At 59.3% G+C, this 12376-nt stretch carries 11 protein-coding genes and 2 tRNA genes; 7 read left to right on the forward strand and 6 right to left on the reverse strand.

Features of this window, described 5'->3' with window-relative positions:
- Positions 1–60: 60 nt before the first annotated feature.
- Both AB4Y32_RS15265 and trmB read left to right on the forward strand, forming a co-directional pair.
- Positions 61–135: transfer RNA gene (locus AB4Y32_RS15265), tRNA-Gly, on the forward strand.
- 173 nt (positions 136–308) lie between these two features.
- The gene (trmB, locus tag AB4Y32_RS15270) at positions 309–1106 is read left to right on the forward strand and encodes a tRNA (guanosine(46)-N7)-methyltransferase TrmB (RefSeq protein ID WP_368722138.1); all 798 of its coding nucleotides are present in this window, start codon (positions 309–311) and stop codon (positions 1104–1106) included.
- A gap of 91 nt (positions 1107–1197) precedes the next feature.
- On the opposite strand, the gene AB4Y32_RS15275 is transcribed toward trmB, so the two are convergent.
- From AB4Y32_RS15275 to AB4Y32_RS15285, 3 genes are all read right to left on the reverse strand, one after another.
- Complete coding sequence (locus tag AB4Y32_RS15275; RefSeq protein WP_368722108.1) at positions 1198–2034, reverse strand: undecaprenyl-diphosphate phosphatase; 837 nt, start codon at positions 2032–2034, stop codon at positions 1198–1200.
- Positions 2035–2113: 79 nt separating this feature from the next.
- Complete coding sequence (locus AB4Y32_RS15280) at positions 2114–2707, reverse strand: DUF1439 domain-containing protein (protein WP_368722109.1); 594 nt, start codon at positions 2705–2707, stop codon at positions 2114–2116.
- A gap of 138 nt (positions 2708–2845) precedes the next feature.
- Positions 2846–3142 (reverse strand): YkgJ family cysteine cluster protein, encoded by a 297-nt coding sequence (locus AB4Y32_RS15285; RefSeq protein WP_368722110.1) that lies wholly within the window; start codon positions 3140–3142, stop codon positions 2846–2848.
- Positions 3143–3415: 273 nt separating this feature from the next.
- Here AB4Y32_RS15285 and hemN point away from each other — a divergent pair, with 273 nt between their 5' ends.
- The 4 genes from hemN to AB4Y32_RS15305 all read left to right on the forward strand — a co-directional run bounded on the left by hemN (position 3416) and on the right by AB4Y32_RS15305 (position 6478).
- Positions 3416–4810, forward strand: a complete 1395-nt coding sequence (hemN, locus tag AB4Y32_RS15290) for an oxygen-independent coproporphyrinogen III oxidase (RefSeq protein ID WP_368722111.1) — start codon at positions 3416–3418, stop codon at positions 4808–4810.
- A gap of 158 nt (positions 4811–4968) precedes the next feature.
- Positions 4969–5053 (forward strand) — tRNA-Leu (locus AB4Y32_RS15295).
- A 272-nt stretch (positions 5054–5325) separates the two neighbouring features.
- The gene (locus tag AB4Y32_RS15300) at positions 5326–5877 is read left to right on the forward strand and encodes a DUF6680 family protein (protein ID WP_368722112.1); all 552 of its coding nucleotides are present in this window, start codon (positions 5326–5328) and stop codon (positions 5875–5877) included.
- Between the two features lie 16 nt (positions 5878–5893).
- Positions 5894–6478, forward strand: coding sequence for a hypothetical protein (locus AB4Y32_RS15305; RefSeq protein ID WP_368722113.1), 585 nt, complete (start codon positions 5894–5896; stop codon positions 6476–6478).
- A gap of 125 nt (positions 6479–6603) precedes the next feature.
- On the opposite strand, the gene AB4Y32_RS15310 is transcribed toward AB4Y32_RS15305, so the two are convergent.
- The 3 genes from AB4Y32_RS15310 to AB4Y32_RS15320 are packed head-to-tail and all read right to left on the reverse strand — an operon-like array spanning position 6604 to position 10279.
- Positions 6604–7128: a hypothetical protein gene (locus AB4Y32_RS15310; RefSeq protein WP_368722114.1), complete on the reverse strand. Its 525-nt coding sequence runs from the start codon at positions 7126–7128 to the stop codon at positions 6604–6606.
- A gap of 17 nt (positions 7129–7145) precedes the next feature.
- Complete coding sequence (locus AB4Y32_RS15315) at positions 7146–8027, reverse strand: baseplate hub protein (RefSeq protein WP_368722115.1); 882 nt, start codon at positions 8025–8027, stop codon at positions 7146–7148.
- A 14-nt stretch (positions 8028–8041) separates the two neighbouring features.
- On the reverse strand, positions 8042–10279 hold the full coding sequence (locus AB4Y32_RS15320; RefSeq protein WP_368722116.1) for a transglycosylase SLT domain-containing protein: 2238 nt from the start codon (positions 10277–10279) through the stop codon (positions 8042–8044).
- Positions 10280–10475: 196 nt separating this feature from the next.
- Between AB4Y32_RS15320 and AB4Y32_RS15325 the strand changes: the two genes are divergently transcribed.
- Positions 10476–11882, forward strand: coding sequence for a primase-helicase family protein (locus AB4Y32_RS15325; protein ID WP_368722117.1), 1407 nt, complete (start codon positions 10476–10478; stop codon positions 11880–11882).
- Positions 11883–12376 lie beyond the last annotated feature (494 nt).

Below are 12376 nucleotides of genomic sequence, written 5' to 3' on the forward strand. Positions count from 1 at the left end.
GCGCGTGCATGCCCGGCGATTTACCCAAATCCGCCGAAACCGCGTAAAATGGCGCGCTCTGCGGGCGTCGTATAATGGCTATTACCCTAGCTTCCCAAGCTAGAGACGTGGGTTCGATTCCCATCGCCCGCTCCACTTTCAGCCGCTCCCTCTGCCGCGCAACGAACAGGCGGAGAGACGAGGCGGAGAATCCAGCGTGAGAGCCGCCTCCATGAAGGCGGCTTTTTTGTGGTGCGCTGTCTGTCGAAGAACCGCGCCCGCCCTCACGCCCAGCCGTTCCCGCCGCCACACCCTTGTCTTCATCCACGATGATTCACGATCCGAACGAAGCCGGTCTGCCGCGCGACACCTCCCAGATTTCCAGCGACGCCCCGTCCGCGTCCGCCGAAGCCCCGGAAACCTCCGACGCCACTGCGCCGCAAGAAGCGCTGCACCTGCGCCGCATCCGCAGCTTCGTGACGCGCGCGGGCCGTGTGTCGACGGGCCAGCGCCGCGCAATGGACGAACTCGGCCCGCGTTTCGTCGTGCCGTACGCGCCCGAGCAGCCGGACTGGGACGCCGTGTTCGGCCGCCGCGCGCCGCGCATCCTGGAGATCGGTTTCGGCATGGGCGCGACGACGGCTGAGATCGCCGCGCATCGTCGCGACGACGATTTCCTTGGCGTCGAAGTGCACGAGCCGGGCGTCGGCGCGCTGCTGAAGCTGATGGGCGAGCAGAACCTGTCGAATATCCGCATCGTCCAGCACGACGCAGTCGAAGTGCTCGAGAACATGATCGCGCCGCAGAGTCTGGACGGCGTGCACATCTTCTTCCCTGATCCGTGGCACAAGGCGCGCCATCACAAGCGGCGTCTGATCCAGCCGAAGTTCGTCGCGCTGCTGGTGTCGCGCCTGAAGCCGGGTGCGTACATCCACTGCGCGACCGACTGGCAGAATTACGCGGAACAGATGCTCGAAGTGCTCGGCGCGGAGCCCGCGCTGGAGAACACCGCCGACGATTACGCGCCGCGTCCCGACTATCGTCCCGTGACGAAGTTCGAGAAGCGCGGCCTGCGACTCGGGCACGGCGTGTGGGATCTTATTTACCGGCGTCGCGCGAACGCCTGAGCGACGCGGGCGGAAGCATAAACAGAAACGGCCTGCCGTTCACGAACGGCGGGCCGTTTTCATTTGCAACGCGTCGATCCCGACCGCAGCCTCAATCCGCCCAGCTCAATCCGCCGCTGTAGCCGATCAGAAGGATCAGCAAGCCAAAGCCGATCCGATACCACGCGAACGCGCTGAAATCGTGCGCCGCGATATAGCGCAGCAGCCAGCGCACGCACGCAAACGCGCTGACGAACGCCGCGAGAAAGCCGATCGAAAAAAGCCCGAGCGCGTCGGACGACAGCGCCTGCCAGTCCTTGTGCAACTCATAAACGGTCGCGCCGAAGATGATGGGTATCGCGAGAAAGAACGAGAACTCCGTCGCGACGCGCCGGTCGAGCCCGAACAGCATGCCGCCGATGATCGTCGAACCCGAGCGCGACATGCCCGGAATCAGCGCGAAGCATTGCGCGAAACCGACCTTGAGCGCATCGAGCGGTCTCAGGTCGTCCATCGAATGCACGCGCGGCTGAAGGTCTTGCCGGCCGCGCTGGCGCGACTCGACCCACAGAATCAGCACGCCGCCCACGACGAGCGCAAACGCGACGGGCACGGGCGAAAACAGCACGGCCTTGATCGCCTTCTCGAACAGCAGGCCGAGCACGATGGCGGGAATCGTCGCGATGATCACGTTCAGCGTGAAGCGGCGCGCGTCGGGCCGCGTCGCGAGTCCGGCCACGACATTGCCGATTCGCTGACGGTACTCCCAGCACACGGCGAGAATCGCGCCGAGCTGGATCACGACGTCGAAAGTCTTTTCCTGCGGCGTGTCGAAATTCAGCAGACTGCCGGCTACGATCAAATGGCCTGTGCTCGACACGGGCAAGAATTCCGTCAAGCCTTCGACGATGCCGAGAATCAGCGCTTTCAGTGTGAGTATCCAGTCCATCCGTGGCCCTCTTCGTTAGGGGTTGACGATGCGCGGACGCGTCAGCAACGATGGCGCGGCCCGCCCGGCTGCGCGTACGTCACTTTTCGACGATCTGAACGCGTATGCCGTTTGTAAGGACCGTGATTGTACCTGGTTCGTAAGTCACCCCGGCAAATTGCAGCTGGTCGGGCTTGAAGGTGTAGACGGGATAGTTGGTGAGCAGTTGCGTCGCGAGCATCGCGGCGGCGGCGTTGATCTGCTGCGTGTAGGCCTGCGCGTCGCCGTCGACGCTCACGTTCTCCACATTCGGCGCGCGCAGCACGACTGAACGGCTCTGCGGATCGTATTCGAGCTGGCTCGACAGCGTGAACACGCCGTTGACCGGCTGCTGCAGGAACGGACTTGCGAGCCGCGCATCGAGCCGCACCGACACGCGGTTCGTATCCGGCAGCAAGCCAACGACAGGATGCGTCAACGCGACCTCGAACACCTGCGATACCGTGCGCTGATATGGGAACTTGCGCTGCACGGCTTCCTGCACCTGCTTCTGCGAAAACGTGTAGTGATCCGGAATAAACGGGAACGTCGACGTCGCGCACGCGGCGAGTGAGGTCGTCAAGCCACCGATTGCGCACGCGGACAGCGCCGAAATCAGGAAGCGGCGCCGTGCGGGCGCAGCGGGATGGGTCATGCAGATTCTCCTTGTGACGCAGCGGGCGTGCCGCATCGGTGTTGCTTGTGTCGCTTGTGTTGCTGGAAAGGGGTGTTTCAGGTTCGCGCGATGGTCTTGCCGTGCGAGCGCTTCGGCTAACGGCGCGCAGCCATCATGTCATGGCCGCGTATCGGCTTCGAGACGCGTGAGCCAGATCAACGCTTCGTCGCTCGAGTTACCGCACATGTCGGCCTGCGGCTGTAGACCCGAGCAGCAGGCCGGACGTTCCGGCTTGGCGAAGATCGCGCAACGCAGGTCGTCGCCGAGTTGCACGCAGCGCACGCCTGCCGGCTTGCCGTCCGGCATGCCGGGAATGGGACTCGAAATCGACGGCGCGATGCAGCACGCGCCGCAGTTGGGACGGCACGCGTGATCCGCTGTCGCGGACAGAGCTTGAGACAAATCGACAGACACTGCGCTTTCCTGAACGACAAACACTCGACGAACCCGGCCCACCGCGGATGAGGTGGCCCGCCGCTCAACCCACATTGTGCCATTTGACGCATGCGACCTTTTTACACAAGCTTGCGCGCGTCGGCTCCCGTAAACTCATTTGCATACTTTTGCAACAAATACCACGCCTCGCAAGGCGCCTGCCCTTTTCCACCGAGCACACATCGAGCCGCCACGGCAAGCAACGACCAGGCGGTTCGCGCATTATCCGGCAGGCGTCGGGATACGAATCCGATGACTACCGCTCCTTCCGCCGACGCCCTCTTCCGCCCCGACCTGCTCGCGAAATACAGCTCGAACGGTCCGCGCTACACGTCCTATCCGACGGCCGTCCAGTTCCGCGACGACTTCGATCCCGGCGACTACCGCCGCGCCGCCGCCGACAAGGGCGCATCGGACACGGATCTCTCGCTGTACTTCCACATTCCGTTTTGCGACACCGTCTGCTTCTATTGCGGCTGCAACAAGGTCGTGACGAAGAACCGCGCGCGCTCGCGTCCGTATCTCGAGCAGCTCAAGCGCGAGATCGCATTGCAGGCGCCGCTCTTCGACACCGCGCGGCCCGTGTCGCAACTGCATTGGGGCGGGGGCACGCCGACGTTTCTGTCGCATGACGAAATGACCGAGCTGATGGCCGCCACGCGCGAACACTTCTCTCTGTGCAGCGATTCGGAAGGCGAGTTTTCGATCGAAGTCGATCCGCGTGAAGCGTCGCCAAAAACCATCGTCCATTTGCGCAATCTCGGCTTCAATCGCCTGAGTCTGGGCGTGCAGGACTTCGACCCTGTCGTGCAGCGGGCAATCAATCGCATCCAGCCGCTCGAGATGACGGCGAGCGTGATGCGCGCCGCGCGCGCAACGGGCTTTCATTCGATCGGCGTTGATCTGATCTATGGCCTGCCGTATCAAACCGTCGACAGCTTCAGCAGGACGCTCGACACCATGCTCGCACTCGCGCCCGACCGGCTCTCGGTGTTCGGCTACGCGCACATGCCACAGCTCTTCAAGATGCAGCGGCAGATGGACCCATCCACGATGCCGTCTCCCGCCGAACGGCTCGCGATCTTGCGCCGCGTCGTCGAGCGGCTGACGGACGCAGGCTATGTCTACATCGGCATGGACCACTTCGCGCTGCCCACCGACGAGCTCGCGCGCGCCCAGGCCCAGCGTACGCTGCATCGCAATTTCCAGGGCTATAGCACGCGCGCGGAATGCGATCTGATCGGCTTCGGGGCGTCGTCGATCGGCAAGGTCGGCGACGTCTACGCGCAGAACGCGAAGGACCTGGTGGGCTACGCGGCAGCCATCGACAAAGGCCAGCTCGCGATCAGTCGAGGCGTGCGCCTTTCGCTCGACGATCGCCTGCGGCGCGACGTCATCACGCAACTGATGTGCAATCTCGAACTGCGCTTCGACGAGTTCGAAGCCGCGTACGGCATCCGCTTTGACGACACGTTCGCGCCGGAACTGGAGCGCCTTCGCCCGTTCGAGGATGACGGGCTCGTGAAGATCGACGCACGGCGGATCGACGTGCAACTGGCGGGACGGATGCTCGTGCGCAACATCGCGATGGTGTTCGACCGGTATCTGGGCCAGCAGCCGTTGCAGCGGTTTTCGCGCACGATCTAGCGACCGCTGGGCGACGCGATCGGGCATCGGCTTGCCCGCCGACGCGTTTTCCGTCATAATCTGCGTCTTCGTCTTGCGAGGCGCCGGGGTTCAATCGGCGACCAGGCATGTCGAAAGACGAAGAAGCGACGACGAAGAAGCGACGAGGTTCAAAACAAGCCCAGGTGGTGAAACAGGTAGACGCAGGGGACTCAAAATCCCCCGCCGCAAGGCGTGCCGGTTCGAGTCCGGCCCTGGGCACCAGAATTCCTAAGCGGTTGATTCTAAAGGCTTAACTCTGAGCCTTTACTACTCAGCCCTAAGCCGCACTTTTCCCCGACTTCTCAACTTTTCCGCGATTTTTCCGCAGCAGCGGAGCCGCGACTATAGCGGACGCGGGAGTGCAGCGTCTATCCCTTCCCTACTCGCGATCTACGGGCCGCGCGGCGAGCCTTGTAAACCGTGCGCGGAGCGCCTTGTCCGTCTCGTAAATCGGTACAATCTGCGGCGATCCTCAAACATAAGAAGGAATCGCCATGCAGGTCGATACGTGGGCAGTTGTTCTTGCGACTTTCTTCGGGCCGATAGCCGCCCTACTTATCACTTTCTTTCGGGATTGGCGCTCGCAGAAGTACAACCGCCGCCTGCACGTCTTTCGAGTTCTCATGGCTACTCGAAAGACCGCGATATCAAACGATCACGTTAACGCGCTGAACCTTATCGAAGTCGAATTCTACAAATGTAAGAATGTAGAGGCGGCTTGGAAGTCGTATCTGGAACATCTGAACAGCCGCTTCCCAATCGAGGATGAGGCGGGATCGATGGCTTGGGTCGAGACGAAGGAGCGGCGCTTGGCGGAACTATTGTTCCAGATAGCGAAGGTGCTCAAGTTCAATATCTCGGCGCTCGATATGTTCAAGGGCGGCTACGCTCCGCAAGGTTGGGCGCACAAAGAGGCGCGGCAGAACGAAATGCTCGAATACGTTCACGATTTGGCTATAGGCCAAAAGAATATACCTCTTTGGATAAAGGGAATGACGCCACCTGAGCAGCAAGTCGAGCCGCCCGCACAGCGCCGCCAACAGTAGGAGCAGCCTAGAGAAAATGAGCGAACAAAAAGGCTTTTGGAATAATGCAACCGTCAGCGCGATTGCTTCGGGGATCACACTCTCTATACTGACCGCCATTGCGCACTTTGCCGGAATAACGGTAGCCAGCGCCATCGCATGGCTAAAGCGGGTGGCCGCGTTTTGGTCCGCAGACGTAACCTTGAGTCGATGGGCCTTCTGGTCGTGGGTGGTCGTTACCGCGCTCGCGGCTGTCTTCATCGCCTTGCAAATATATTTCAACCTTCAGGAAACTGACGCGCCGGTAAGGGCTGACAAGAAGCCCGTCTCATTTGCCGACTATAAGACGGACATATTTTTTGGTCTGCGCTGGCGTTGGACCGTTTATGCCGGCGGAAGCGTTGGCAAGATGAGTGTGTACTGCCCTAAGTGCGACTATGAACTGAGTCCGGCAAACGTTGAGCGCGGACAGAGTTGGGGCGAGCACATCTGTCGATGCGAGCATTGCGGCTACCACTGTCAGATTGGAGACTCGGCCTTATACCAACTAGCCAAAAAGGCTGAGAAAGCAGCTGAGCGCAAAATTAGAACAGGCGAATGGAAGAAGGCGGCTGAAGTGTAGCCTGGCGGCTTCTACCCGACAGGCGAACGCCGCGCGCCACAACACTGGCCGAGTGCAAAGAAGGCCGCGCCTACTCCCGTCCGAGAGTCCAGCGCGGCCCGTTCTATCGCGTGCGCAGCGGCCAGTTAGCCGCCCCTAGCCTTCGATTTCGCGTCCTTTTGCGCCTGTTCCGCTTCCTCTGCGGCCTTCACTTTCGACACCAGAAGTTGGTGATGCATCTTGAACGCATCCTCCAGCGAGTAGTCCTCTTGTAACTCGCGCCAAGTCGCCTTCCCTTCCACGAACAGCCAAGCGAGTACCGGGTGCGTGCCGTCCGGATCGTCATGCGGCGCGACTTTCGAACGGAAGCGATGCGGCACGCGATACTTCGGCACCTTAAACCCGAAGTTGTACTGCTTGACGAGCGACATGAGCGCTTCGAGGGCTTCGTGCGGCCTAACCTCGCCGCACACGTCCCTTACAAACCTGTCGATGTTCTGCGGCGTTCCGAGCGAGTGCCATTCCTCCCCGTCCTTCACTTCGGTAAGCGCCAGCAATTCGGTCGGGTCAATCTCGTCCAGCCGCCCGAACATACCGACCGCGCCGTACGCGGCGAAATGTCGCGCCCGATAGTTGACCCCAAACATATTGAAGTTTGTCGCTTCTCTCATTTTTGTTCTCCGGTCCTTCAAGCTGGCGGGCACGCACTTACGTGACAATAGAAAGGCGTGTCGCGCGAGTGAAGCTCATAAACGATTTGCATCATGACGTACTTTCCGTTAAGTGACGGATTGAGCAGTGACGTTATGTTTGCGGCCTGCGCGAGCTTAATGGTCGGATCGCAAAGCACGGTGAAATCTACGCCCCACTCATTCCAGCACGGCACCCCGATGAACTCGCTCAGGCTCACGGTATCGCTCGGATTCAGAATCGCGTAGCGATCCTTAACGATCAGGAAATTATCATCGATGTACGCCGCGATATCCGGGTAATAGTACTGTTCGAGATAAAGCGGAAGATCACCCGCCACGACATTCGAGCGCGCGGCGTTTTGTACGATCTGATCGTCCTTGGACGTGTTGCATCTAACGTGGTCCGTATCGAAGCCCATCACGCCGCCCGCCCAAATCGCCAGTTCTTTGAACGTCATGCTATATGGCGGCGGTTGATCGATCTGAGTAACCTTATCGATTTGGTGCGTGTAGCACTTGATACGAACGGTCACGTTGGGCGGCGGAGCCACGAGGTCGCACTCCACGACTTGACCGTGATAGATGGTCGAAACCGTGCTCTCCCCGTTCGCGGAGACGTACCCTGCGGCAATCTCCATATCGAGATAGACGGGTGCGATTTGGCCCTCTGCCGTCTTGCGCCGATTGAACGCTGTGAACTGCGATAAGAGTTGCTGCCGCAAGGAGGCTGTCAAGTTGGCGACTTCGATGACCGCTTCGTTCTGAGAAGACATACAGTCCTTGATAACGTGAACCTTCATACTCAAAGACTCGTCCAGAACTACGTCACCTCCCGGCATATGAAAGGTGACTTTGAGTTTTCGTTCGCTGAGTGCCATGTTTCGCTCGCCTCTTATCGTTTAACTGCTGTCGTGCGGCTATTCGCCACCGATCCGAGTGCATTTCCTAATGCGCCGTTAATTTCACTCTTAACGATCTTCAACAGTTCGGTGCCTTCGATCTTGATGACCACCTGTGTCGGAGTCTGACCCGTCGTATTCGCGCGGCCACCTTCCTGCGTATTCGCCAGAATCTGTGGCATATAGCGCGACATATTCAGAATCTGAAGATCAACCGTCTTAAGGTTCCCCATAAGCTGGCCGCGCTGCATATCGGTTAGTCCTGCCGCGCCTAGACCCTGCTTAATGGCGAAGCGGCTATTAACCAACTCCGACATGTAATTCTGGCCCGCGAAATTGACGTCACCCCAGAAGGCATTCCGCGTCTGAAGCTGGCCGAGGGACACGCCCGCACGCGCGGCGATGGTCGCTTGGAGGTCTTTGAGTTGGGAGCTTTCGAACGATTCACCGAGTCCAGCCGCGAGCGCTGTTGGCCCGCTGAACCGCCACGGCCCTTTGTAATTAGGGTCCATCGCGATGGCTCGCGGCCCTGTAAGCGTCGTGCCGCCCAGAACCTTGTCGGGATACGCGGCGTTCTGCGGGCCCCACTTGCTACGGTTGAAACCACCGTTGTAGTAGCGGAGGGCCAAGTTTTGATCGCCGTTCGCCTTCTTCAACATGGCGGCGTAAATGGCCGTGCCAGCACCGATGTTCGCAGTCGGGTCGTTCCAATTCGTCTCGTTCATGCCGTACGCCTTCCAGTTCACGCGATTCACGCCCATAAGGCCGAACGAAGAATCACTGTGAGCACTCGGATTCCACGTGCTCTCCGCTCCGATGATCCCGCGAATAATGTTCTCCGGCACGCCCGTTTTCGCGGAGGCTTGCTTAATGATCGAATCGTATTGGCCGCTGCTCGCCGCGCCATAGTTGTACATCGCGTTTGCGGCGTTCGAATCGAAGTTGATCGAGCCGGGAGACTCGCCATAGCCGAGCTGCTTATGGCCGCTTTCCGAAATGCCGCCCGCCAACCCTGCCGCGCCAGCCCAAGCCGCGCGGACTTGTTGCGTGCTTAGCGTATGACCGAACTGCGAGACGGAAGCGCCGAAAGCGTTAATGATCAATTCCATTTGGCTTACCGAGCCTTGGAAATCGGCATTGCCCTTCTCTTCCTGCGCGGCCAGTTCTTGCTTCTGGCGCTGTTCCGCTGCGGCCTGCGCTTGCTGTTCTTGGTATTGATGTTCCTGCTTCTTCCAAAGGTCGCGTGACGCTTCCCGGTCCGTATTGGCCGCCGCTTCGCGCTCCGCTTTATCGTTCACGTACGCTGCGGCGATCCCGCTCGTGGCGTCCTCGCCAGCCGTCAATTGATGATTCAGACTCGAAGCCGCGCCCGCGTCCGTAGTCGGAAGCTTCGCGTCATTAATCATCTTCAGGAGAGTTGTAACGCTCGTAAGAACAGGGCCGGCGAACTTCTCGCCTAGCTGCGTGATCTGCTCGTTGAATCGTGCGAGTTCATCGTTAAGCGTGTGGACATTCTTAGCAACGTCCAGATACGCTCGCATGTCCTTCAGCGACATTCCGATTTCACCGATGGACGCGCCCAACTCCTTCATCTTCAGCGCTACGTCCTTGTCCATGCCGACCATTTGCGCTTCCGCTTCCACGGTCGAATCGCTCTGACCGTGCCACCGCGTAGCGAGCCGCGTGAGGAAGTCCGTATTGGTGATAGGAGCGCCGCCCGCCGCTGGGTTAATACCTAGCATCCCCAGGAGCCGGTTAGCCGGTCCTATGCGGCTAGGATCAGCGTACGCGCCGCGAAGAAACGACTGCGAACCCGTTACGGCCCGCGCTATCGAGTCGCGCGAGACATTCCCCGAAGCCATGCGGCGCTGCCAATCTTCGAGCCGCACAGCCGACACGCCCGCGTCAGGCGATTGGGTGCGCTGCGCGTTGAACTGGTCCCGGACGCGCATGGCGTTATAGATTGCGCCGCCCGCTAACGCTGCGCCCGCCGACACAAGGCCGAATTCCGCCGTAATCGACTTGAGAACGCTCGACAGCTTATTCAGAGTGGGGAGTGCGCCGCCCAAGTTACTCGTAATCGCTTCACCGAACGCGCCCACGGCCTTCTCGCCCGCGTTCGCGGCCTTGTTGGTCGTTGCGACCTGATCGTTAAGCTTCGCCAGATTCTGGATCGCGGCGTTAACCTGAATCTTGTAATTGATCGTGAACTGATCAAGATCGTTCGACATTATTGCTTACTCCCTTTTTCGAGTTGTTCCATGTGCGCGGCGAACAACTTGTCAGCGGACGCCCAGAACGCTTTCGCCATTTGCGAGCCGACCAACACGAGGTCATCGCGCAGCACTTGTTCCGCCGCGATATCGATTCCGTTGTGCTCCAGAACGTACCGACCGCGCCAGAGAGAAAGCGCGCGATAACGGCGTAATGCTTCACGACTGGGACAAGGGCTGGTGCTTCTCGCTTCTGGAGGAAAAGGTAATCCTGCCCGGCCATCGCCGCCTGTATAGCCAGAAGGCGTTCAATGCTGCGTTCGCGCCGGTTATGAAGAAGCTTGCGGACGATATGAAGAATGAGGGTGATGGCGAGAAGAAAGCCGCCCTGCCGCCCGCCTACACCTATGTACAAAACGGCCAGGGGTTCGATGTGGTTGATGGAACGATGTATGTCGCGGGCCATCCCGAAGTATTCGAGTTCAACGGCGGAAAGTATGTGAACCGCTTCCTGCCGCGCTCGATACCGGAGACTGCGAAGGAGTACACGGACGAAGGATGGGCCGCAGTCGAGACGGTGCGGCACCACCTGAACGTCCTGTTCGGCGATGCGGACGCGGTAGCCTATGTCGAATCGTGGATCGCCATGAACGTTCAGCAACCGGGCAAGCTCATCGGTATCGCGCCACTGATTAAAGGCATTGAGGGTGATGGTAAGACGATCATCTTTCACGGACTGATGGAAGAGCTGATGGGCGAAGCGAACGTTGGTTTGGTGTCGAACGAGGAAGTGACCGACAAAAACACCGGCTGGGCGAACGGCGCGGCGGTCGTGGCGATTGAAGAACTCAAGGCGAAAGCGGGCGAGAACCGGCACCACGTAACGAACAAGCTGAAACCGTATATCACCAATCCGAAGGTCGAGATTGTCGATAAGTACGTCAAGCGTCACACAGCGATCAACTCGACAAATTACGTGGCGATGACCAACTTCGAGAACGCGCTGCCGCTCGGAAACACCGACCGCCGATGGCTCGTCCTGTTCACCCAGTGGAAGTCGATTTCCGAACTGATCGAAGCGGAAGGGTCATACAAGGCGTACTTCACGCGTCTCGCCGCGGCCATCCACGATCACGCCGCCGAGTTGCGTAAGTTCTTCATCGAGTACAAGCTCCACCCGAAGATGCACTGGGATATGCGCGCGCCCGATACCAAGTGGAAGGCTGTGATGCAAAGCCACGAATCTGCGGACAGCGGCATGGATCTGATCAAGTCCTATATCGAGGAAGGCGAGTTGGGCGTATGCGCGGAAGTCATTTCGACTGTGTACCTTGGCGCCCACCTGCTCCGCGATACCCAAGACAGCCGCCCGCGCACGCGTCAGATCGCGGCGATGCTGGTGGACCTTGGATATATCCGGCTGCCCTGGCCGTTCAAGTGGGAAGGCGCGAAGCATACCCTGTATGTGAAGGATGCGAAGTCGATCGATCCGGGCAAGGACGGCGGCGGGCGTGAGATTGTTAACGTGCGACTTCGGAAGCTACTGGACGATACTAAGACTGACGAGAACAAGGCGTCTTACGTCCCTACGCCCGCGCAGAAGAAAAATCACGCGTTTTGATGGTCACGTGTACTGGCGGTAGTCAAAGGCGGATTGCTGAGAGGCGTCTGCCTTTTGTCTTTTTATGGGTCGTTTCGACCTTGGCGGCGCGGGTTCCTAATTCCGAGGGTTCCGAATAGAACCTGTGGTAACTTGCTGATTCGTATATGGTTTTTCGCTTCGAGGTTCTGGTTCTATATTGGGCACAACTCTTGTTTTCTATTCTTCCCCCGCCCGTCTCCCCGCGATACTAGGACACTAAATTACGTTTCCTGTTTATATACCTAATATAGAACCTAGAACCTTGAATTGGTCCGAGTCCAGCCCGCTAAGGGATTGCCAAGGTTCCTAGTCGGATTTGGATTCGGAACTCTGCGGCCTGTCTTAGGGCAATGCTGATCAAGTCCACCGTTCATGGCTGTCATGCGTTATTGCGTAGACATGCAACGGTAAAAAAAATGAAGAACCAACTGACACTGGCGATGGCGGTCGATCAATGCGGAGGATTCGGAGCG

Source organism: Paraburkholderia phymatum (assembly GCF_040965635.1).
GTDB classification, from domain to species: Bacteria; Pseudomonadota; Gammaproteobacteria; order Burkholderiales; family Burkholderiaceae; genus Paraburkholderia; species Paraburkholderia phymatum_B.

Excerpts from the sequence above, each read along its gene's own strand:
- trmB (WP_368722138.1), top strand. The coding sequence starts at position 309 with ATGATTCACGATCCGAACGAAGCCGGTCTGCCGCGCGACACCTCCCAG.
- AB4Y32_RS15275 (WP_368722108.1), bottom strand. The coding sequence starts at position 2,034 with ATGGACTGGATACTCACACTGAAAGCGCTGATTCTCGGCATCGTCGAA.
- AB4Y32_RS15280 (WP_368722109.1), bottom strand. The coding sequence starts at position 2,707 with ATGACCCATCCCGCTGCGCCCGCACGGCGCCGCTTCCTGATTTCGGCG.
- hemN (WP_368722111.1), top strand. The coding sequence starts at position 3,416 with ATGACTACCGCTCCTTCCGCCGACGCCCTCTTCCGCCCCGACCTGCTC.
- AB4Y32_RS15300 (WP_368722112.1), top strand. The coding sequence starts at position 5,326 with ATGCAGGTCGATACGTGGGCAGTTGTTCTTGCGACTTTCTTCGGGCCG.
- AB4Y32_RS15305 (WP_368722113.1), top strand. The coding sequence starts at position 5,894 with ATGAGCGAACAAAAAGGCTTTTGGAATAATGCAACCGTCAGCGCGATT.
- AB4Y32_RS15310 (WP_368722114.1), bottom strand. The coding sequence starts at position 7,128 with ATGAGAGAAGCGACAAACTTCAATATGTTTGGGGTCAACTATCGGGCG.
- AB4Y32_RS15315 (WP_368722115.1), bottom strand. The coding sequence starts at position 8,027 with ATGGCACTCAGCGAACGAAAACTCAAAGTCACCTTTCATATGCCGGGA.
- AB4Y32_RS15320 (WP_368722116.1), bottom strand. The coding sequence starts at position 10,279 with ATGTCGAACGATCTTGATCAGTTCACGATCAATTACAAGATTCAGGTT.
- AB4Y32_RS15325 (WP_368722117.1), top strand. The coding sequence starts at position 10,476 with ATGCTTCACGACTGGGACAAGGGCTGGTGCTTCTCGCTTCTGGAGGAA.